Genomic DNA, 21287 nt, shown 5'->3' on the forward strand with positions numbered 1-21287 from the left:
GCCCTCGGACGCGGCGTCACACGGGGTGACCGGCGGGCCGCGGGTCCTGGGCCGCGCCGCCCGCGTGTCCCGGAACGACCTGCCGGCGGGGCGTCATGATGAAGTCCTGGTTCACGGGTGTGGCCGTGGTGAGCAGGAGCCGCGTGGCGACCGGCTGCCGTCCGGGGGCGCCGGCGAGAACGATGGCGAGACCGTCGTGGAAGCCGGTGGCCGCGTACTCACCGTTCTGGTCCGTGCGCGTGTGAAGGAGCTGGCGGCCGTGCGGGTCGGTGACCGTGACCGTGGCGCCCGGTAGTGGCTCTCCGGCGGGACCACTGACTCTTCCGGTCAGCATCGGCGGTTGCCCGCCGAAAGGCTGCCGATGCGGGGGAAGGGCGACCGGTACGGGGAGCTCCACGGTGGGGTCCTCCGGTGGGGGAGCGGGGACGTATCGCGTGATGCCCGCCCGCGCTTCGCGCAGGAGCTGCCGTAGCTGCTTGAGGTATCCGAGCACGATGAGAGCGATGCCGAGCGCGGTCCAGGCGCAGAGGACCGCGGTGGGCCGGCCCAGTTGCCGGCCGCCGAAGTAGTCGACGTCGCGCAGGGCGTCGCCGGCGTTGCCCATCGGCAGGATCGGGTGGAGGAAGCGGAAGAAGCCCGGGAGCAGGTCGACCGGGACGGTCAGGCCGCTGGAGGGCACGCTGAGCATGATGAACACCGTGACGGCGGCCCCGGGGAAGAGCGGGCCGAGAAAGGCCACGAGTCCGTAGGAGGTCAGTGACACGGTCTGCGTCAGCAGGAACAGGTACAGCAGGGCGAGCGGATGCTGCGGCATCGCATCCATCCCGTAGGCGCCGGTGAGGTAGCAGGCGGCGGCGGAGACGGCGCCGCCTCCGACCATCGTGGCCACATGTGCGCGGCGGCTGAAGCCCACCGCGCGCTGCATGGTGACCACCAGGAAGTAGGCGGGAAGAGTGCAGGCCATCAGGAGGTAGAGCGGACTGGTGCCGAGAGTGTCTCCCGGCCTGGTCGGGACCAGTTCGTGGAAGCCGACCGTGGCGCCGGCCGTCTGGGCCCCGGTGGTGAAGACCTCGCGAATGCTCGACTCCATGACGGCGCCGTCCGCCTTGGCGCCGTACAGCTGAGGATGGTGCACGGCCGGTACGAACGCCGCCACCGCGTCTTTGTCCAGGACGGCCGAGCGTGCCTCGGCCGCGGAGTCGACCTGCCGCAGGGCGAAGCCGTTCGGAATCGCGGCGTCGAGCCGGCGCTGCAGCTGCGCCGTCGCGGCCGGCGTGGCGGCGACCGCGACCTTGATGTGGTGCGGCGTCGGGTGGTGGAAGGCCGGCAGGAAGGAGAAGAGAAGCCCGGCCAGAAAGATCGCGGGGAGCCAGAGCCCCATCACGAGTGTTCGCACGATCTCGCCGGCATGTGTGGTCTTTGCGTGCGCGGATGCCATGCGGCGCAGCCTACGCTAATCTTGCACCCGTGCAATCATGCACCCATGCACTGACCTGCCCGTGAGTACGCTGGCCCTCGCCGGTCGTGAGAGGACTTGATCACCATGCAGGGCGCGGTTCCAGGGCTACGTGAACGCAAGAAGGCCGAGACCCGCGAGGCCCTGCGCGCCGCCGCGATCCGGCTCTTCATGGAGCACGACCCCTCGGTGGTCACCGTGAACGACATCTGCGAGGCCGCCCGCGTCTCTCGCCGGACCTTCTTCAACTACTTCGAGAGCAAGGAGGCGGCGCTCTTCGCCTGGGACCAGCACCTCACCGAGGAGTTCGCCGCCAAGCTCGCCGCGCGACCACCGCACGAACCCCCGCTCACGGCGCTGCGCCGGGCGATGGACGACACCATGCCCGGCTTCGCCTCACAGACCGGCTGGAACGCACGCAAGGAGCTGTTCGGCGCGTATCCCGAACTCCGGACGAAGATCTTGCACGCGGTGTTCCGCCTCGAGACCCGGCTCGTCGAGACCCTCGCCGACCGCATCGGATGCCCGGAAGACGGCCTCTATCCGCGGCTGCTCGCGGCGGCGACCGGGTCGGTCTTCCGCGTGGCCTTCACCACCTGGACCCCGGAGACGGGGATCGAGGGCCTGCGAGTGCTCATCGACCAGGCGTTCGACCATCTGGCGGCGGGCCTTTCCGCCCCCGCTTCCTGACCGCCGCCGTCGCCCCATGAGAACATCCCCGCATGGGCGGCCTGACCGGACCGGTGGAGCTGAGGGCGGCGCGGCCGGACGAAGCCGAGGCTCTGAGCGGGCTGACAATGCGCTCCAAGGCGCACTGGGGCTACGACGAGGCGTTCCTGGCCGCCTGCCGGGAGGATCTTCGGCTTCGGCGTGGCGAGGTCGCCGAACGGCGCACGGTCGTCGCCGAACGCGACGGACGGGTCCTGGGCGTCGCCACGCTGGAAGGCGATCCACCGGACGGTGAGCTCGGCCTGCTGTTCGTGGAGCCGGACGCGATAGGCGAGGGCGTGGGGCGCCTGCTGTACCGGCACGTGCTGGAGACGGCGGGGCGGCTGGGGTTCACTCAGGTGACGATCGAGTCCGACCCCAACGCGGAGGCGTTCTACCTGGCGATGGGGGCGGAACGGCAGGAAACCGGCGGTGTGCTGCCCGTGCTCGTCGCATGGCCGGTCCGGCCGGAGCCGGCCTGGTCGGTGGCTTGGAGCGCGGGCGGGCCCACGGTCCACGTGGGCAATGTCGCCGAGTTCAACGGCCAGTTCGCCGGCGGTGTACGGGGTCCCGACCACTACTCCTGCCTGGCCGCCTTCTGCGGTCCACGCCCTGCCGTGATCGTTGTCCCGCAGCGGGTCGACGACTGGTGGGTCCGGGACCTTGCCTCCGTACTCGGCTGGGGCGAGGTGGAGGTCCACAGCGGGATCGCCGCCGACGGCCGGGTCTCCGAGGCGATCCGGGCCCGTCCGGACCTGCTGGAACACCTCACCTCCCGTGGATCACCGGTCCTGCCCTGGGGCCGGACGGCGGCCTTCGAACCGATCGCCCCGTCGCCTCGCGGCGTGGTGGAGGCCATCGGCCGCTATGAGTCCAAGAGGCGCTCGCACGCGTTGTTCCGCGCGCTGGCCTCCGGCCACTCCGGCATCCTCATCCCCGCACAGCGGCCGGCCGGTTCGCCCCGCGCGCTCGCACGGGAACTGGCCCGCGGGGATCGGGTGGTGTTGAAGACCGAGTACGGCGCCGGCGGGTCCGGCACGCTGATCGTGTCACCGGGGACCGCGGGGCTGCGGGCCCTCGCACGGCGGTGGGCGCGCGCCGGCGCACTGCTGGAGGAGTACGTCGAGGGGTCGGGCCCGTACCGCGACCCCACCTTCGACGGCGTCGTCGACACCGAGGGCGAGGTCCACCCGGTCGGCGTCGGGCTGATGGACGTCGAGGGGACCGGCTACCGCGGAGTCACCGTCGGCCCGGGCGTCCTACCCGGCCCGCTCACCGAGACGGCCGTCGGATTCGGGACGGCGGTGGGCCGGGCACTGGCCGCGGACGGCTACCGGGGCTGGTACGACGTCGACTTCGTCACCGACCGGTCGTCCCGCCTCGCCCCCACCGAGATCAACCTGCGGCTCACCGGGCCGGCCGTCGCTTTCCACCTCCAGGCCACCCTGGACCGCCTGCGAGGAGGACACCACGTCGTCCGCACCCTCGACCGGCTGCCACTGGGTGCACGGCTGCCCGCCGGGGCGTTGCGCGAACACCTCACCCGCACCGCACAGAGGTGTCGGGCGCTCGGCGCGACCCTGCTGGCCACCATCCCGACGGCCGCGTTCGATCCCGTCCCGTACCTGGGCGTGGCGATCGCCGCCCGTACCCAGCGGGCCGTCGAGGAGGCGGAGGCCACGGTCCGCGACGCGAACACGGCGCTGGGCGAGATGTTCGGCGACCTGGAGGTCAGCCTTCGCGGTCCCCGCGGACCGCGAACGCGACGAGCACGGCTGCGGCGATCATCAACGTGACGTTGAACCCGTACACGAGCGCGGCCTGACGGCCCCAGTCGGTCTTGGCGGCGAGCCGGTAGAAGTTGTCCTGCGGCCACCAGGCGGCCAGTAGCCACACGATCGACAGATGGGCGAGCGTGGTCAGCCATGGCGGGCGTCCCAGCCGGGTCAGCCGCCCGCGGCCGAAGAACAGGAAGCCGATCCCCAGGCCGAAGGACAGGCATTCGACCACGTAGAGCCCCCGGAAGAGCCCGGCCCACGGGTGCGGCACCGCCGACACATTCGTGGAACCCGGCCAAAGAGAGTCGGTCGTCAGGAACGCCACCAGGGCGATGAGCAGCGCCGGCACCAGCATGACGACCGTGAGCGTCCCGCCGCCCAGGTCGGACAGCGACCCCTTGCCGCCCGCCGCCCGCCCCGGCAGCACCGGAAGGGGAAGGCCTTCGCGGTCCACCTCACCGGAGCCGGTACGCGGCAGGGACTCCACCGCTATCACGGCCTGCGGGATCCGGCCGGACCGCAGCCGTGGGGCCGAGAGGAACGCCCGGATCTCCGCCGGATCGGCCTCACCGGTGGTGACGACGTACGCGACGAGCGAGGCCTTCCGCGCGGGGGTCGGGATCTTGGCGACCACGCATTCCCGCACGGCCGGATGCCTGAGAAGCTCCGCCTCGACATCCTCATAGGCCATGCCGTATCTCCCAGAAGGACGAGGTAACACCGACGCGCGCATGAGGTCACGAAGGATGACGCTTGGCGAGACTCTACGCCGTGTGACAGGAACCTGAAAGCGAAATGGCAGCAGAGCTGTGGATACTCGGGAAAGCAAGAACAACGGCTCTCGTAATACGAGCTCTGGAGGATTCATGGCTAAATGGCTTGCGCGAGGTCTCAAAGTCACCTGCGCCACCGCGTTCATTGCCACGGCGGCCGCACTTCCGGCCCAGGCGGCCACGTCTCCGGGGGAGACCTCGGCAGTGCGTCCGGAGGTGACATTCTCCGAAACCTTCGGCCCGTACACCACCTGGAGGGAGTGCGACAACCAGGAGGTCAAGTACATCGGCGCGCGTGGAGTTCAGTCCGTGGGCAGCTGCGTTCCGCACAGCGACGGCTTTACCTTCACCGTGGTCTTCTCCATCATTTAAGCCTATGGGGCGGCCTGCCAGCCGAGTGCCGGGCCGAGCTTCGTGGCGATGTCGGTGAGGATCTGGACATAATCGTCGTGGTCGAAGGTGAAAGGTAGCGCGAATGCGACCTCGTTGATCTCCCGGAACGCAGCGTGGGAATAGAGGCGTTCGGCGATCTCCGCGGACGTGCCGACGAGATCGCGGGCGAACATCATGCGCGCCGGTCCCTGCGCGGTGGCGGTTCGCGGCGTCCGCTTCGCCGCGTATTCCTCGTACTTCGCTCGCTGCTCCGGCGAGGCGGTGTCGGTGGGGATGACGACGAGCCCCTGGGAGACACGGGCGTGGTCGCCGTCGGGGTGGTGGGCGCGGAATGTTCGTATGTGGGAAAGCTGGATCTCGGCGAAGTCCTCGGATTCCTCCGCCTTCACCACGCTGCTGGTCAAGAAGTTCATTCCGTGCTCGCCGGCCCACCGAGCCGACCGCAGGCTCGCGCCGCCGTACCACATCCGGTCGCCGATACCCTGGGCATGGGGCTGGACACGGTCGGAGAACACCTCGAAGCCCTCTTGACCGGTGAAACCGGTCGCCGGTTCGCCGCGTACGAAGTCGAGCAGTCTTCGCACGCGGTCATAGCTGAAGTCCTCGATGTCGGCGGTGTCGGGGTACAGCGCCTGTTTGACCTGGTCGTAGCGCATCGGCGGACCGACGCTGACACCGGGATTGAGGCGCCCTCCGGACAGGATGTCGACCGTTGCCAGGTCTTCGGCCAGCCTCAGGGGATTCTCCCAGCCCAGGGGGATGACGGCTGTGCCCAGCTCGATGCGGCTCGTACGTTGAGAGGCCGCCGCCAGGACGGCGACCGGAGAGGAGACGCCGTACTGCAGATGACGGTGCCGTACCCAGGCGCTGTCGAAACCCAGTCGCTCACCCAGTTCGATGATGTCGAGCGTCGACTCGTGGCCGAGGCGGGGGACGGCCTCGTCGAACAGCCCAATGGTCAGAAAGCCCAGCTTCCGCAACGGTTCGGAGTTCGGCGGCACAGGGGTCCTCCATCGTTCTTCAGCCGTCGGGCGGCCTCGCGATGACGCGGAGCCTAGTTCAACAGCAGGACGGCATCCCAGTTGGTCACCGGGGGTTCGCCGCCGGCATAGGCGTGCAGGGCGAGTGCGATGCCCGCGGCGCCCTCGAGGAAGCCCGGCCGGTCGTGTTTCCGCTTCGTCCGTGGGTGGATGTAGGCGAACCCGAATGGTTCCTTCTCGTCGAAGCCGTCGATGATCGTCGAGGCGAGGGCGTCGCAGGCGTCTCGGTACGACGGATCGCCCGTGTCCATGGCCATTCGCCACGTGATCTGCAACAGTCCGGACCACCCGTGGCACAGCGTCATGCTGTTGACGCGGCCGGGATCCGCCGTGCCGAGGGCGGCGAGTAGCGTGTCGCGGGCGTCGGCCTGCCAGTCCGCGTTCCCGAACGCGGCGCCGGCGAGGTGGAGGGCGCGCGCCAGGCCGGCGGAGCCGCGGCACCAGACGTCGCGTTCCCGAGGCCGCTCGGTGGACGGCCGGACGATGTCGACGGCCATGAGCGCGGTGGGCCAGTACGGTCCGGCGGCGTCGGTCAGCCGGAACTCGTTCAGTTTCGCGACGATCCGGCTGATCGCCTCATCCTGACGGTCGACCCGGACGCCGGCCCGCCACGCCAGTGCGAGCAGGGCGAGGACGCCCGACATGCCGTGTGCCATGCCGAGGTCGAGATGGCCGCCGCTGTCCGTCTCGTTGTAGAGCTGATCGTGACGGACCCACCAGGCGGGCACCTTCACGCCGTTCAGCGTGACGTCGTCGGCCAGGGCCACCGACGTGAAAAGGGAGAGCACGGTCGTCAGGGCGTCGGTGACCATGCCGTCGTCGGCGAGCTCGTGCCGGGCGAGCAGGTAGCAGCCGAGGCCGCCCGTTCCGCAGATGAGGTCGTAGGAGGCCCAGTGGCCGATGGGCTCACCGGCGTCGATCCGGGCGCGGGAGGCCTCGGCCTGGGCCGTCGCCTCCTCCGCGATGTTCCGGTCCATCATGGCCAGCAGCGTCGCGTAGCCGCCGTGGATCCGGGCCGCGGCCTGGGCGGCATAGGTGAGCGCCCCAGCTCCGGAGTAGAGCTCCGCCGGCGGTGGCGAGGGTGAGGCGGCGAGACCCGCGACGAGGTGGTCGTGAGTGCTTCGACGCCGCGCGGGGTCGTGCGCGGCCAGCTCGGCGAAGAGCAGCGCGACACCCGGGTATCCGTCGGAGAGGTTCAGCGGACTCCACAGGGGCACCGTGCCGTCGATCGTGGTGATCACGTTGTGCGGCGCTCCGGCGATCTCGGCGACCCGCGGCGCGTCCGCCAGCCGGTCGGCCACCACGTCGACGATCTGGGCCGCTCGCTGTCTCAGCTGGGTGTTCATCGACTTTCGTGCCGCTTCCTGTCGAGATGTGCTTGTACGGCCCCGCGGACGATCGCGTAGACGTCGGCCTCACCTTCCGGATCGACTCCGGCCAGCCGGTTGTGATGCAGGTGAAGGACACTGCGGATGGCGGTGTCCCGTGTCCCGGGCCGTTCGGAGAGGATCCGCGCGTACGGCGCGGCGAGCATTCCGCGCCGCAGCCACAGGCCGGCCAGCTCGTCTCCGCCTGCCACCGCGGCAGCGTCGGGCCGGCCGCTGCCGGCCGTGAGGAGGCGGACGGCCGCCCGTCTGCCGGCCTGGAAGGCCGGGTGATGCGATCCCTTGGGGAAGGTGGCGAGAATCCACTCCTGCCATCCCTCGCCGTGCAGGCGCTCGACCAGGTCCAGGACGTTCGCGGCGGCGAGGAGCTCCATCGGCGGGTCGAGAAGCCCCTTGGCGCGAAGACCGAGCTGGGCGATGACGGCGTCGGAATCGGCTCCGAAGAGGCCTTCCGCGGCCTCGATCGCCAGCGTTCCTCCGTAGCGTGTGACCTCGGGGCGGTAGGCGTCGATGACGATGTGCTGGATCGTCCCGGCGGCGGCCAGCCCGGCCGCCCAGTCATGGACCGCCGGAAGCAGCGTGGAGTTGAGCGCGGCCGGCTCACCGTGGAACCGGAGCCTCAGGTGCGGGCGGTCGTCGTGATAGCGCATGAAGAACCAGCGATCGGCGACCGAACCCGCCCGTTCCAGCAGCAGGGGCAGGTGGTGGGCGATGATCTCGTCGTGGCGGCGGGCTGCGGCATAGACCTTCAGGTAGAGCCACTCACCGCCTGGCTGGTGGACCGGCCTGGAGTTTCGGCCGATGACCGGCGGTGGCGGCCCGGTGCCGGCCTGGACGCGCCGCGGGGACGCGGGTCGCAGCGCGATGACGACCTCCGTCGCGTGCCCGCCGGTGCATCCGGTGCCGATCTCACCGCCGAACGGCTTTTCGTACAACTTCAGGTCCGGGTGTCTGCGCAGCTCGTCGCGGAGCACGCGAAGGTGGAGTTCGGAGCCGAGGTCCAGGCGGAGCCTCTGGTCGAGGACGGCCGCCTCCACGGTGCCGGGAACCGACCAGTCGCGACGCCAGGCCTCGAACGACCGGCGCCAGTCCTCAAAAGGTGCTTCGGAGCCGGCCAGCCGCCGATCGGGCCGCCAGCGCGCCGGGATCAGGACGGTGCGCCCGTGTCTGACGCGGGGCAGACGTGGCAGGCGGGCGGCCGCGCCCCAGCTCCACAGCGGCCACGACGGCATCCGGGCCGCGCCGATCTCCCAGACGAGCCGCGCCGCGAACGGCACCCGTGCGGCCACGTTGAGGGCGCTGAACAGCTCGGGCACCACCTCCGTACCGTCGCGCAGGGACAGGACGGACAGCCGGTCGGGGTGCGCTGCGATCGCGAGGTCCTCGACCGTCAGCACGCCCGGCCGCGATCGGTCGGCGAACACCCCTATCCGTACGGTCTGGTCGGTCAGCCGGGGGACCTGGACCACGTTCAGGTCGCGGGAGGAACCGAGCAGGGTGGTCAGCTGGGCGGGGACCACGCCGGTTCCGTCGCCGGCGAGCTCGGTGGCGAGCCCGGCGACGGCCGGGCCGAGCTCGGGCAGGATCCGCATGAAGCGGCCGGACAGCGAGCCGGGCCGGTACCGCTGGGAGTACGGCGACGCCACCAGCCCGAAGCGTCCCGTACGCAGATCCTCTTCGGAGTCGGCCAGCAGCTGGACGCACATCTCGACGAAGCCGGGCGGGCGACCGTCGCCGTGGCGGGCGAGCCGCTCGATGACGGCGTCGTCGAGCACGACCTCGCGGGCGTCCTGAGCCGCCGCCCGCTGGGCTATTTCGCCGATGATGAGGTCACGCTCTTCGGAGCCGGTATCGCGGCGGGCAGGTTCGGGCCCCGAGAGGTAATGGGCGGGCGGTCCGATCCCGGCGCTCTGGTCGAGTACCTCGCCGAGCGGTATGCCGACGCCGACGCCGTACCGTTCGATGAACGCGGTCCGGTACTCCGCGAGCGGATCCTCCAGTGCCGAGGCCGGAACGAGCCGCCAGGCCGCCGCCGCGGCCCGCTCCAGCTCTTCGGCGACCGCCCACGGCAGCACGATGTCGGCGTCCATGGCCAGGTCGACATGGACGGGCCGGTCCGTGACGTGCAGTGCGCGCATGGCGCCGGCGGCGATCCGCAGGACCTCGCGCCCTTTCCCGGGCGGCGTCGCCTCGTACACGTCGAGCAGGACGCGGACCTGTCCGAGCGCGGCGTGTCCAGGATGATCGTTCACCGACGCGAGCCGTTGGAGCACATGGTCGAGGGGGTCGGCAGCGGTGGCCGGCGGACGCAGGTCCGTGAGGAGCACGTCGTGTTCGACCAGTCCTGCCAGCATGCGGCGGACGACGGCCTCGCCGATACCGGGGAACGCCTCGCGGACGTGGGTGACCAGGTCGGCGTGGCGGATCGGGGTCCCGGCCGCGGCGAGGGCCAGCCTGACCGCTCCGGTGTGGCGAACGGTCCGCTCGCGGTCGTCGAGTCCCCAGTTCGCGTCGCCGGGCGGCGCGTAGGGAATGATGAGCCGGTCGCCACGGACGAAGCACAGGTCGTTGGCGACCACGCGCAGGTGCTCGAGTACGGCGGGGGCGGTCTCCCACGGACGGATGACGGCACTCAGCCAGGCCATGTCGACGCGCGCGTGCTTGCGGTGCCGGGCACCGATCCGGATCTTCGGCTCGTCGTCGAGACGCGCCGCCGCGACCCCGGCCATCAGCCCGAACGGGGTCGGCCGGTGCGTCATGCGCACGATGTAGCGCGTCATCGACAACGCCGCGCTCCGGAGTCGTTTCGGCTCGACGGGCACTCCGGAGACCAGCTTGTCCAGCAGCGCGTCGAGGGAGGCGCTGGACACGGCCACCGCCTCACGGATGAACGGATCGGCGGCCGCGTCGAGCAGGAAGGCCGAAAGTTCCGCCGACCCGGACTCATGAGCAGGACGAACGACTTCGCGGATCGTGGAAAGTGCCGACAGCCGGGCCATGGCGAAACCCGCCGCCCGGAATTCTGCTTCTTCCGACACTTGCGACCCATCCTTGTGAACGATTGTCGGTTCCGGAGGATACGTTATTCCGTGGTCCGTTGCGAGGTTGCCGTCACCGAGTTCGAGGGGCATTGAATCAAGGGATCGAGTGTCCTATGGTGGAAAAGATTCAGAGTCGTCTTCCGAGGGAGATTTTGCCATGGGTGAGTTCGATCTGGACCCGACAATCGACGCGACGGCCGGGGCGGGCTGGGACGCCTACGCTGCGGGAATGAGCCGTCCCGGGCAGGTCATGCCCGCGATTCCACTCCGTACCGCAGGTTGTACGGTCTGCACGACCCACGATGTGGAGTGCTGACCTAACAGCCTTCTACGAGACCGGGAGCGCGGCGAATGCGGCGGCGCTGCCGGTCTCTTTAATTTATTGTTCAGCGCGGCGAGCGCGGCGTTCAGCAAGAAATGCGGCCGGTCGCCGAGATCCCATCTTGTCTGACTTTTCCAATGCGAACAACAGTCGATTTCTCATCGATCGATTAGCCCTGTTAATTGCTCTTGGCGTGTCCACCGGTTGTACATCCCGGAGCCGGCGCAGACGAGTCGGTCTGGCCTTCACCCGGCCACGGCGTTGCGCGCGCCGATGGCGGGGTCAGGAGGCGGCTTGCCAGCCGAGCGCCGGGCCGAGCCTGGTGGCGATGTCGGTGAGGATCTTGACATAGTCGCCGTGGTCGAAGGTGAAGGGCAGCGCGAATGCGACCTCGTCGATCTCCCGGAACGCGTAGCGCATCGGCGGACCGACGCTGACACCGGGATTGAGGCGCCCTCCGGACAGGATGTCGACCGTTGCCAGGTCTTCGGCCAGCCTCAGGGGATTCTCCCAGCCCAGGGGGATGACGGCTGTGCCCAGCTCGATGCGGCTCGTACGTTGAGAGGCCGCCGCCAGGACGGCGACCGGGGAGGAGACGCCGTACTGCAGGTGACGGTGCCGTACCCAGGCGCTGTCGAAACCCAGTCGCTCACCCAGTTCGATGATGTCGAGCGTCGACTCGTGGCCGAGGCGAGGGACGGCCTCATCGAACAGCCCAATGGTCAAAAAGCCCAGCTTCCGCAACGGCTCCGAGCTCAGCGGCACAGCGCTCCTCCATCATTCGCCACATGCTCTGCGGAGTACTCGCGCGCCGGCCGACTCGGCCAGACGCAGCGCCGGTCACCACTACGCGGGTGAGCCCTTGCTCTCAAGGATCAACCGGGGATTGCGGTCGAACTCGTCTACGCACAGGGCTAGTTCCCGGTCGGTGTAGGCAAGGACGTAGACGTCACGTATGCCGGATTGATCGGAAGAAATCGGAGCGTCCGGCTCGACAAGCCGGCCCACCGCCGCGTTGACCATGATCCTTATGGTGTCAGCCTTGTTGCCGCCACCGACGCCGGTCCCGAGTAGTGGAAACAGGATGCTGCGCACCGACGAGCCGTTGTGCAGCAGGCGGTCGGCCTCGACCATGGCATTCGTCACGCAGCGGCTGATGTTGCTGACCGCGCGATAACCTTCGCCGGGTTCTCCCTGTACGGCCGCGACATGGACGATGTTGTGAACACCGTTGCTGTTCCGCAGTTCCCCTGAGCCCGTGCTGATCGCGGTTCCGGGCGCCACCGGAGTGTGACCGTTCACCTTTTCGGCGAGTTCTTCAGCGATCACGTCGATAACGACGTGCCCCGCACGGTCGCGCACCGCTCCCTCGAATCTGATGATCGCCGATGTCGAGAACTCCTCAAAGCGCGGCATGATCATATTGGTGTTTTCGGAGTTAACCCATATTTCGACGAACCGGACCCTCCTGATGTCACCGGTAACGATGCTCACCGTGGCGCCCGGACGCGTCGGTTCGCTGACCCGATACTTGAACACGCTGGTGTAATCCAGCGGTCTGGGTGGGCGCTGTTCACGCTTAGGCGCCTCGGCGCTGCCCTCGGCGATCCGTTCCCATGCCTCCAGCCAGGGCCGAAGGCGCTCGTTGGTGACGCCGAGGGCTCGCAGGATGCTCTCGTAGATGTCGGGCGGGCAGAGTCGCTGCCCGCGAAGGTAGGGCTGAATAGTGCTCGGCGCCCGATCGATCGCGGCGGCGATCTCGCGAACCGGGACCTGTCGCTGCCCCGCTCCGGCCGCCGCGCGCCGGAGCTGGTCCAGTGCGAGGGAAAGTTCGTCGATCACGTATATCCGCGTTGGGTCCGCCGCGTTAGCGATCTTCTTCATCGATCCCTCCATCATGTGACGAGTGTTCGCGGATGTCCGCGCACATCCGGATTCTCCGCCGTCGGATGCCGCGATCGGGCAGGATTTCACCCATCCGCCCCGTCGCGCCCCGTGATTGACGCCAGCATCCCGCTTGATGAGCTTTTTCCGATCTGCCACGAGAACGGTCGGAACAGCCCTGTTGGAGATATCTCATGATATTTGTGATCTTCAATCCCGGCGTCGTCGCTCTGACGACAACGGACTCGGATCCCGTCACGATCCCGCAGGCCACTGGTGGCGAAGGATGATGCTGAAAGCCCAGTGGCGTCGCCGCGCAGAGACCCCGTACTCGCCCACGGACCAGTTCACCACGAGGGTGGTGTGCGCATACCTGTACCTCGATCCCTTGGTATGCGACGCGGTATGGAATGCGTACCTGGCCGATCCGCAAAGGGCGTGGGGCATTTCACCCACCCTTGACCTCACCGCCCTGCTCCGGCATGCGCGGATCGCCCGCCGCACGCTCGTCCTCCGGGACACCGCGCTCCTGGCCGTCTTACTCTCGGCACCGTCGACCCTCGTGGTCGAGGCGGCGTTGCGATACGGCCGGCCCGGCGTGCTCCTGGCATGCGCTGGGCTCGTCGCAGCCTGGCTGGCGCTGCGGAAGGCCGGCTGGGTCGCCGTGAAGCTGGGCCAGCGAGTTCGCGCCGGGTTCACGCGAAATCGGCGATGGATGTTCAGGATCGCATTTCTCGCGGCACTGACGGCGTTCTTGATCGGCTACCAGGTCGCGGAGAGCGACGTGGTTGTGTTCCCGCTCGCGGTTCTGCTCGGAAGCGTTGTGCCGGCCTGGGCGATCAGCCTCGCAGATCAGTACCAGAGCATCCGATGCGCTAACCGCTGTTGGCGGGGTGTCGAGCCTCCCACCGCCACGGCGCCGGTCCTCGCCGCGGCCATCGAGGAGCGACTGTGCCAAGTCCCCACGAAGAACGTCGTTTTTTACCACGAGGAACGCGCACCGCTCCCGTTCGTCGGCAGCGGACACAGGATCGCCCATTGGAATATCACTGTCGACATGGGCAAGGGCGCGTCCGACGACGACAATGACGAGGGCCCACTGACGCCGGCGCCGTTCACGGTCGGTGACCTGTACACGTTTCTGGACGAGGACTGGAGCCTCGACAACGCGGTCGGTATCCGTCATGGATTCCGGCTCTACCTCAACGGTGGCAAGGTCGACTCTGATCCGGCTCTGCGGCCGAACCTGTCCGGTTCTCCGCGAGACCGTCTGGCGCCGGAGACGATCGCACACCGTGTCGATACGAAGGACAACGAAGACTCCCAGCGGGTGTTCTTCCTCGAGTCCGTCACACGCCAGGACGACCTCGTGGTCACCGCGTCAACGCGCGCGGCGCACCGTGGGCGGCTGCTGTTCTTCGAAGTCTCGCTCAATGCGCTGCTTCCCCCGCACCCGGCCATCGTCCAGAGTGTCCGGCTGCTGCCGGTCCATCGCCGGGACGTGGTTAGGGAGGCGTTGGGTGGTGGAACACGACGGCTGCCCCAACTCGTGCTCGACAGCCCGATAAGGCTGACTCGACGGCTGCTGGCCGCGACAGTGCTCTGGCGTATCCGGAGGGGAGCGGTGCGGGCCACGCGACGGTTTCGCTATTACGATTACGGCGCCTTCATCACGGCGCGTGAGGGCCTGTCCTCAGCGGACTTCGCCCACCTTGACGACAACGTACGGCGAGCTCTGAAACGCGACACCGTCTACATGGCCTCCAGGCTGGCGACCGGCCTGCGCGCCTTTCTCGACGCGCACAGCATCGACACCACTGACTTCGACCTGCCGCAGTCAGTCGTCAAGAACGTCCAGAACTGGAATGTCGACAAAGTGCAGGCCGACGTCGTTGGCTTCGGCAATTCCAATACCTTTGTAGTAAAGACGTCCGATGATCCTCCCCAGTCAAAGAAGGCCTAGCCAAATGAATCAAGTCTTCCGGACACGTGAGATCAACGCACACACTGTCGTCCAGGGGAACGAAAATCTGGTGAACGTCGCCTACCGAGATCCGGCATCGAGCCTCCCCCCGGCCACCGTCGGCATCGTTACCGCCCTGACCGAGGAGTACGACGCGGTGAAGGTGATGTTCGGCGGCATGACTCCGTACCCTGTGCCCGGCGACCCGACCGCGTACGCGACCGGATATGTGCCCAGCCGGGACCCGGATCGGTCGCATCTGGTCGTCGCGACCGTGCTGCCCGAGGGCGGGAACGATATCGCGGCGACCGTTTGCACCAACCTCAGCCGAAGCTTTCCCTCAATGAAATGCGTGTTGTTCGCCGGAATAGCGGCCGGTATCCCTAATCTCGAGCGGCCCGGACAGCACGTCCGGCTCGGGGACGTCGTCGTCCCATGGGCGATCATCGACTACGACCACGTCGATGTCCGTCCGGAAGGCACCCAGGTTCGGCCGGGTTTCCCCGAGCCCTCGCCGCGCATGACGGCAGCGGTCAACCGGCTCCTCGCACATGACCGGGCCGGCCAACACCCATGGGAACCCTGGCTGGACACCACCCGACGGCCCGAACTGGCTCGCTTCCGGCGACCCGACGACCGAACTGACGTGCTGTACGCCTCGGACGAGTCGGGTCGAGTGCTGAAGCACCCCCGACGCAAGGACAGCGGCCATCGTCGGGGAGTGCCCAAGGTGCATCGCGGCAACATTGGCAGCGCCGACCGGTCCTTGCGGGACGCGTCGGTCCGCGACGAACTCGCGCGGCGCCACGACCTTCGAGCCGTGGAGATGGAGATCAAAGGCCTCGGCCGCGCCGGCTTTCTCAACGGCCTCGAGTGGTATGTCGTGCGCGGGATCAGTGACTACGGCGACAGCCGGACCACGCCGCTCTGGCGGAACTACGCATCCCTCGCCGCCGCGGCGTTCACGCTGGCTTTGCTCGGCGAGTGTGACCCGTTCGACTCTGGCCACGGCCGTGACGCCCGCTGGGCGACGACCGGCGGGTGCCCATGAACGTGAGCCTGCCGGCACTCGGCGCTGCCGCCGTCTGTCTGGCACTGGCCCTGGCGACGTTCCGGTGGAGTACCCGCGCGGCGGCGATCGGATACCGGCACACCATCCTCGTCTTCGCCTGGCTCTTCACCGCGTTGAGCACCACGTTGATCACATTCTCGGTCTTCCCGTCGTCGACCGCCGACGGGCAGATTCTGGGCGTCACGCTCAGCGGGGCCGGCGCGTTCGTCTTCCTCATCTGGACCGGCGCTCTGCGCGCGGCTGAGCACGCCGCCGACCGCGACGCCCGGGAGACGCGTCAGGCGCGAAGCGACCCTGCTCCCCAGAAGCCACTGGACGGCCAGCGAACCTACCTCTACCGCCTGACGCGAGAGGCGCGCAGTGACACCGCGCGCCACATCGGCGTGATCACCGGCGACATCCGGCGCGTTCAGCACGTGGATGCTTGGGTCAACCCCGAGAACACCGACATGAAGATGGCCCGCATCCACGAACGCTCGATCTCGGGCACGATCCGTTATGAGGGCGCGGTGCACGACCGGACCGGGCGGGTGATCGACGACGTGATCGCCGACGGTCTGGCCCGAGCCGTACGGGGTCGCCTCCCCGTCGCACCCGGCACCGCCATCGTCTCCACCGCCGGCCAACTGAGCCGACGCAACGGCGTGCGCTGCCTCATTCACACGGCCGCGGTACAGGGCGAGCCCGGAGCCGGCTTCCGTGCCGTCCGCGAGCTTGATCGCACCGTCGTCAACGCACTCCGGGCCGCCCAGCAGTGCAGCGCCCAGTGGACAGCGATCCGCAGCGTCCTCTTTCCACTGCTGGGCACTGGCCATGGCGGCGCCGAGATCAGAGTGACCACACGCACTCTGCTGCTGGCCGCCGTCGACCACCTCGCCACCACCCGGGCGCCGAACCCGGCGACCGTCCTGTTTCTCGCTTACACCCAGGAGGAACTCGACGCCTGCCTGAGCACACTCAACGCATGCAGCCGGGTTCGCAAGGTGCGGCGCTGCGATTCCTGGAGCACTCCAAAACAACCCAATAACCTGCAGAACCAGATTTGACGGGCGGTCAGACACCGTCCCCGTCGGCATCACCAGAGGGTCCCGTGCGCCGCATCCCCGTCAGGAGGTCGGTCAGAATGCCGGCCAGGCGTGGCTTGACCTCGACCTTGGCGTAGGCGAGTTCGGGGTACTTCTCGTACAGCGTGCTCAGCTGGGTCCCCTGCGCGGCCGTCTGCCAGAGTGCCCCCGCCATACCGGTCGCGGTGGCGACCACATCGATGGCCTGGAATTTCGTGAGCCCGAGGAGTGAGGCAAGATCTGCGGCGATGAGGCGGGACTCGGCCATCGCGACCAGCTTGAATCGATACGCGGTGTCGAGTGAGACATTGCGCTCCAGGTTGAGGGGCGCGTGTGTGAGCAGGTCGCAGAACAAGGGCCGGGCGGCGAGGGTGCCGGCCAGCTCTGCGGCGACGGCTTGGTCCCGATGACAACGGGTACGCGGAGGCGACACGCCTCTGGAACGGCGCCGTCAGTGCCGAACCGGCGCTGGTGGTGCCCTGCGAGTCGGTTTCGGATGTTCAGCCCGCCGTGCGTGCCGCCCGTGAGGCGGGCGGGCCTGTCGATCTCGGTCAAGGGCAGCGGCCACGACTGGGCCGGACGGGCGTTGCGCGCCGGCGGGCTGACCATCGACCTGTCCGGATTGCGCCAGGTCACCGTCGATCCGGCGACACGGACCGCGACGATCGGCGGGGGCGCCACGGCGGCCGACCTGATCGCCGAGACGTCCAGGCACAAGCTCGTCACCGCCACCGGAACTTCGTCGGCGGTCGGTATGGTCGGCCTGGGCATGGGTGGCGGATACGGTCCGGGCATCGGCAAGTACGGGCTGACGCTGGACAACATGATCTCGGTGGAGGTCGTACTGGCGGACGGCCGGGTCGTCACCGCGGACGCGGCGAACGAGCCGGACCTGTTCTGGGCCCACCGCGGAGGCGGCGGCAACTTCGGTGTCGTCACCTCGATGCGGATGAGGCTGCATCCGCTCGAGACGGCACTCGCCGGTTTCATGATGTTCGGCTGGAGCGACGCCGCACAGGTCTGGGCGGGAGTCGAGGGCGTCCTCGCGGACGCACCCGACGAGCTGTCGGTCGGCACCGGGTTCGTGAGTGCCCCCGACGGCTCGCCCGCCGTGCTGGTCTCGCCCACCTGGGTGGGTGACCAGGCGACCGGCGAGGAGTACATCGCGCGGCTCGAAGGCCTCGGTACGGTCCTCGCCTCCCAGGTCGGCCCGCTTGCCTGGAATGTACTGATCGGCTTCGTCGACCCGGTCGCACCGGCAGGGCGGCACTACGCACTGCGTACGCGATCGATCGCCGGGTTCTCCGGCGACGTGGTGGAAGCCCTGATCGAGGCCGGCGACAACCGGACCTCGCCGCTGTCGAACATCCCGACCTCGACCATGTCGATCGGCCCGTCGCCGCGATCGGCGAACACCCGGTGAGCCACTCCTCCAGGTGCGACGAGCAGGAAAGGCCCGCGGTTCAGTGCTCGGCGGCGGCGGCGGAGGCACGGCGCGGGCGAGGGTGGATGCGGCCGCGCCGCGCCGCCAGCCGCAGGAACACGACCGTCGGGATCCCGCAGATCAGGATCGCCACGAGGCTCGCCTCCGGGCCGAAGTTTCCGCCGGTCAGCACGGCCGAGCCGGACAACGTGCCCTTGAGCAGGCCCACCGTGCCGTGCGAGCCGGACACCGTGACGCCGAAGATGCCGCCCTCGGCGAAGTTCCAACCCAGGTGCAGCCCGATCGGCAGCCAGAGCGTACGGGTGGCGGCGTAGGCGGCACCGGCCATCAGCCCGCCCTCGATGGCGATCCCGAGTGCCCCCCAGACCGTCGCGTCCGGGTTGACCAGGTGCAACGCGCCGAAGATCAGCGCGGAGACGACGAGCGCGCCCCACGTGCCGGCCATCTCCTCGACGATGCGGAACAGCACGCCCCGGAAGATCAGCTCTTCGGCGGCCGCCACGGCGCACATCAGGCCGAAGGTGGTGAGCATGGCGCCGATGGAGCCCCAGCCGGCGTGGTACCCGCCGAACATCGCGATGATGCCGATGCAGGCCAGGAACAGGACGATGCCGATCAGTGTTCCCCGGCGTACGTCCGCCGCCGCGCCGTCACGTGCCAGCTCGGCCACCTCGCGGTGCTCGACGAACCGTATGGCCTTGACGTAGGCGAACAGTACGAGCGCGGCGAGGACGACCCCGACCGGCAGCCCCACCACGGGGACGTCGTCCAGCCCCTGGTCGATCCCGCCGACGACGGTGTCGGCCAGCACGAAGGCCACCAGCAGGACGATCAGGCGTACCCATGGCGGGCGCAGCCACCGCCGGGTCTCGCCGGACGTGGTGGCCCGTACCGGACCGTCCGGTGCGTCGGGTGCCGGCGGGGCCTCCCGGCCCTCAGCCCACGAGCCATCGAACGTCATCATCATCTCCCGGTTCCCCGGCCCGGTGCCGGGCCGTCGGGGGGAAAGGCTAGGGACGACAGGGCCGGAGATCATCGCGCCGTGGGGGACATCTCGGGTAGCTCGCCCGGGGGATGGGCGCGCCGGTCAGTCGCAGGCGGTGACCAGGCCGATCCGATGGGCGAAGACCACCGCCTGCACCCGGTCGCGCAGGTCGAGCTTGGTCAGGATGCGCGAGACGTACGTCTTGACGGTCTCATGGCTGATCACCATGGCGGTGGCGATCTCCGCGTTGGACAGCCCGGCGGCGACCAGGTTGAGCACCTCGCGTTCCCGGTCGGTCAGTGCGGCCAGGGGCCCATCCGGGTCCGGCGCCGCCGCGCGCAACCGGGAGCCGAACCGGCCGATCAGCCGCCGTGTCACGGCCGGTGCCAACAGCGCCTCTCCCGCGGCGATGGTGCGCACCCCGGCCACCAGCTCGGCCGGCGGAGTGTCCTTGAGCAGGAACCCGCTGGCCCCGGCGCGCAGCGCTTCGTAGACGTACTCGTCGAGGTTGAACGTGGTCACGACGAGCACCTTCACCGGGTCGGCGACATCCGGGCCCGCCAGCAGCCGGGTCGCCTCGATGCCGTTCCGCACCGGCATCCGTACGTCCATCACGACCACGTCGGGGCGCAGCCGGCGGGCCAGCTCCACCGCGGCACGGCCGTCTCCGGCCTCGCCGACCACCGCCAGATCGGGCTGGGCCGCGAAGATGGTGACGTACCCGGCCCGTATGAGGCCCTGGTCGTCACAGACCAGCACGCTGATCGGGTCGTCGGTCAATGCCCGCTCGCCACCGGGATGCGGGCGCGCACGGTGAAGCCACCGTCCGGACGGCTGCCGGCGCGTAGCTCGCCGCCGACCACGCTGACCCGCTCGCGCAGCCCGGCCAGTCCGCGTCCCGCGCCGGCCCGTGCCGTGGCGCCCCCCGGGCCGTCGGTGCTCACCTCGATCTCGACCTCGGCGGTGCCGTAGCGGACCCGTACCATCGTCGCGCGCCCGGATGCGTGCTTGAGCGCGTTGGTCAGCCCTTCCTGCACCACCCGGTACGCGGCCAGTTCGGCGCCGCTGGTCATCGGCTGCCGTTCACCCTCTTCGATCAGTTCGACCGGCTGGCCGGCCGAGCGTGTGTTCTCGACGAGGTCCCCCAGCCGGCCCACCGCCGGTGCCCGATCCGCCTCGGGGACCGGGTCCAGCACGCCGAGGAAGTACCGCAGCTCGGCCAGCGTGCGGCGGCCGGTGTCGCTGATCGTGGCCAGTCCGCTCACCGCGCGGCCGGGTGCCTCGGCGGCGACCATCTGGGCGGCGTCCGCGTGGACGACCATGGCGGTGACGTGGTGGGTCACCACGTCGTGCAGCTCCCGCGCGATGCGGGCCCGCTCCCGCGCGGCCGCCGAGTCGGCGGCCTGCCGTCGTCGTTCGGACTCCTTGCGGGTACGCGCACGCATCCAGGTGCCCGCCGCGCAGCAGCCGCCGAGGACGACCAGGTAGAACGTGGTGAACTCCACCGGCTGCTCGGGTGAGCCCTGCGCGCGCAGCGCGACCGCGAGGGCGGCGTACCCGGCGGACCCGGCGAGGGCCAGCGTCCGGCGGGCACGTTCCTGGTAGGCCCCGGCGCTGTACAGCGCGGCGATGAGGCCCTCGCTGGCGAAGGTGGCCGGATAGCCGAGCAGCTCGTGCAGTGCGAACGCGGCGGCGATGAGCGCGAGGCACCACGCCGGCCGGCGCCGGCGCGCCACCAGCGGCAGGCACTGGGCCAGGAGCAACCCCAGGCCGAGCGGGTCGAGGTCACGCCGGAAGTTGTAGCCGAGGATCACGCCCTCGTGCGCGACGCCCGGCACGAACGCGAGGACCGCCACCGCCACCGCCAGCGTGCCGTCGCGCACGGCCAGCCCGCGCCCCCGCCACCACGTCACGGCCGGTCGTGCCCGGTCGAGCATCGGCGTCACGATCACGCGGAGAGCCTAACGGGAGCAAGCGCC

Annotated in this window: 19 protein-coding genes; 8 read left to right on the plus strand and 11 right to left on the minus strand. The window is 69.3% G+C overall.

The genetic code is table 11. The annotated features are described in order from the left end of the window. Nucleotides 1-16: 16 nt before the first annotated feature. On the minus strand, nucleotides 17-1438 hold the full coding sequence (locus FB559_RS31810) for a carboxypeptidase regulatory-like domain-containing protein (protein ID WP_141960514.1): 1422 nt from the start codon (nucleotides 1436-1438) through the stop codon (nucleotides 17-19). Nucleotides 1439-1543: 105 nt separating this feature from the next. Between FB559_RS31810 and FB559_RS31815 the strand changes: the two genes are divergently transcribed. Continuing rightward, nucleotides 1544-2146, plus strand: a complete 603-nt coding sequence (locus FB559_RS31815) for a TetR/AcrR family transcriptional regulator (protein ID WP_141962059.1) — start codon at nucleotides 1544-1546, stop codon at nucleotides 2144-2146. Nucleotides 2147-2178: 32 nt separating this feature from the next. Next, entirely contained in the window at nucleotides 2179-3960 is a 1782-nt protein-coding gene (locus tag FB559_RS44925; RefSeq protein WP_221640270.1) for a GNAT family N-acetyltransferase, read from the plus strand. Here FB559_RS44925 and FB559_RS31825 read toward each other — a convergent pair. Continuing rightward, on the minus strand, nucleotides 3896-4633 hold the full coding sequence (locus FB559_RS31825; RefSeq protein WP_185792485.1) for an AMP-binding enzyme: 738 nt from the start codon (nucleotides 4631-4633) through the stop codon (nucleotides 3896-3898). The two genes, FB559_RS44925 and FB559_RS31825, sit on opposite strands and share 65 nt — an antisense overlap. 175 nt (nucleotides 4634-4808) lie before the next feature. On the opposite strand from FB559_RS31825, the gene FB559_RS44215 reads away from it, so the two are divergent. Beyond that, complete coding sequence (locus tag FB559_RS44215) at nucleotides 4809-5087, plus strand: hypothetical protein (protein WP_185792486.1); 279 nt, start codon at nucleotides 4809-4811, stop codon at nucleotides 5085-5087. Nucleotides 5088-5089: 2 nt separating this feature from the next. Here FB559_RS44215 and FB559_RS31830 read toward each other — a convergent pair whose 3' ends face one another. Genes FB559_RS31830 through FB559_RS31840 form a run of 3 tightly spaced genes read right to left on the minus strand, consistent with a single transcriptional unit; the run spans nucleotide 5090 to nucleotide 10571 of the window. Continuing rightward, entirely contained in the window at nucleotides 5090-6109 is a 1020-nt protein-coding gene (locus FB559_RS31830) for an LLM class flavin-dependent oxidoreductase (protein ID WP_141960518.1), read from the minus strand. Between the two features lie 53 nt (nucleotides 6110-6162). After that, nucleotides 6163-7494 carry a lanthionine synthetase C family protein gene (locus FB559_RS31835; RefSeq protein WP_141960520.1) on the minus strand — a complete coding sequence of 444 codons (1332 nt, stop codon included), beginning with the start codon at nucleotides 7492-7494 and terminating at the stop codon, nucleotides 6163-6165. Further along, on the minus strand, nucleotides 7491-10571 hold the full coding sequence (locus FB559_RS31840) for a lantibiotic dehydratase (RefSeq protein ID WP_185792487.1): 3081 nt from the start codon (nucleotides 10569-10571) through the stop codon (nucleotides 7491-7493). Before FB559_RS31840 ends, FB559_RS31835 begins: the two co-directional genes overlap by 4 nt. Nucleotides 10572-10731: 160 nt before the next feature. On the opposite strand from FB559_RS31840, the gene FB559_RS44220 reads away from it, so the two are divergent. After that, on the plus strand, nucleotides 10732-10890 hold the full coding sequence (locus FB559_RS44220; RefSeq protein ID WP_185792488.1) for a hypothetical protein: 159 nt from the start codon (nucleotides 10732-10734) through the stop codon (nucleotides 10888-10890). A 288-nt stretch (nucleotides 10891-11178) separates the two neighbouring features. Here the strand turns inward: FB559_RS44220 and FB559_RS31845 are convergent, their stop codons facing one another. Continuing rightward, complete coding sequence (locus FB559_RS31845; RefSeq protein WP_141960524.1) at nucleotides 11179-11661, minus strand: LLM class flavin-dependent oxidoreductase; 483 nt, start codon at nucleotides 11659-11661, stop codon at nucleotides 11179-11181. An 81-nt stretch (nucleotides 11662-11742) separates the two neighbouring features. Beyond that, a complete protein-coding gene (locus FB559_RS31850; RefSeq protein WP_185792489.1) occupies nucleotides 11743-12780 on the minus strand; it encodes a macro domain-containing protein in 1038 nt (345 codons plus the stop codon). A gap of 286 nt (nucleotides 12781-13066) precedes the next feature. Between FB559_RS31850 and FB559_RS31855 the strand changes: the two genes are divergently transcribed. From FB559_RS31855 to FB559_RS31865, 3 genes are all read left to right on the plus strand, one after another. Next, the gene (locus FB559_RS31855) at nucleotides 13067-14743 is read left to right on the plus strand and encodes a hypothetical protein (protein ID WP_141960529.1); all 1677 of its coding nucleotides are present in this window, start codon (nucleotides 13067-13069) and stop codon (nucleotides 14741-14743) included. Nucleotides 14744-14813: 70 nt separating this feature from the next. After that, complete coding sequence (locus FB559_RS31860; RefSeq protein ID WP_185792490.1) at nucleotides 14814-15794, plus strand: 5'-methylthioadenosine/S-adenosylhomocysteine nucleosidase family protein; 981 nt, start codon at nucleotides 14814-14816, stop codon at nucleotides 15792-15794. Further along, nucleotides 15791-16861, plus strand: a complete 1071-nt coding sequence (locus tag FB559_RS31865) for a macro domain-containing protein (RefSeq protein ID WP_141960533.1) — start codon at nucleotides 15791-15793, stop codon at nucleotides 16859-16861. The genes FB559_RS31860 and FB559_RS31865 overlap by 4 nt, the downstream gene beginning before the upstream one ends. Nucleotides 16862-16868: 7 nt before the next feature. Here FB559_RS31865 and FB559_RS31870 read toward each other — a convergent pair whose 3' ends face one another. After that, complete coding sequence (locus FB559_RS31870) at nucleotides 16869-17312, minus strand: hypothetical protein (RefSeq protein ID WP_185792491.1); 444 nt, start codon at nucleotides 17310-17312, stop codon at nucleotides 16869-16871. 81 nt (nucleotides 17313-17393) lie between these two features. On the opposite strand from FB559_RS31870, the gene FB559_RS31875 reads away from it, so the two are divergent. Beyond that, complete coding sequence (locus FB559_RS31875) at nucleotides 17394-18302, plus strand: FAD-binding oxidoreductase (protein WP_185792492.1); 909 nt, start codon at nucleotides 17394-17396, stop codon at nucleotides 18300-18302. Between the two features lie 40 nt (nucleotides 18303-18342). Here the strand turns inward: FB559_RS31875 and FB559_RS31880 are convergent, their stop codons facing one another. The 3 genes from FB559_RS31880 to FB559_RS31890 form a co-directional block, all read right to left on the minus strand. Further along, complete coding sequence (locus FB559_RS31880) at nucleotides 18343-19284, minus strand: CPBP family intramembrane glutamic endopeptidase (protein WP_141960539.1); 942 nt, start codon at nucleotides 19282-19284, stop codon at nucleotides 18343-18345. A 126-nt stretch (nucleotides 19285-19410) separates the two neighbouring features. Then, the gene (locus FB559_RS31885) at nucleotides 19411-20088 is read right to left on the minus strand and encodes a response regulator (RefSeq protein ID WP_246122250.1); all 678 of its coding nucleotides are present in this window, start codon (nucleotides 20086-20088) and stop codon (nucleotides 19411-19413) included. Further along, nucleotides 20085-21260, minus strand: coding sequence for a sensor histidine kinase (locus tag FB559_RS31890; RefSeq protein ID WP_246122252.1), 1176 nt, complete (start codon nucleotides 21258-21260; stop codon nucleotides 20085-20087). Before FB559_RS31890 ends, FB559_RS31885 begins: the two co-directional genes overlap by 4 nt. Between the last annotated feature and the right edge of the window lie 27 nt (nucleotides 21261-21287).

This window comes from Actinoallomurus bryophytorum (genome assembly GCF_006716425.1).
In the GTDB taxonomy this organism is placed as follows: Bacteria; Actinomycetota; Actinomycetes; order Streptosporangiales; family Streptosporangiaceae; genus Actinoallomurus; species Actinoallomurus bryophytorum.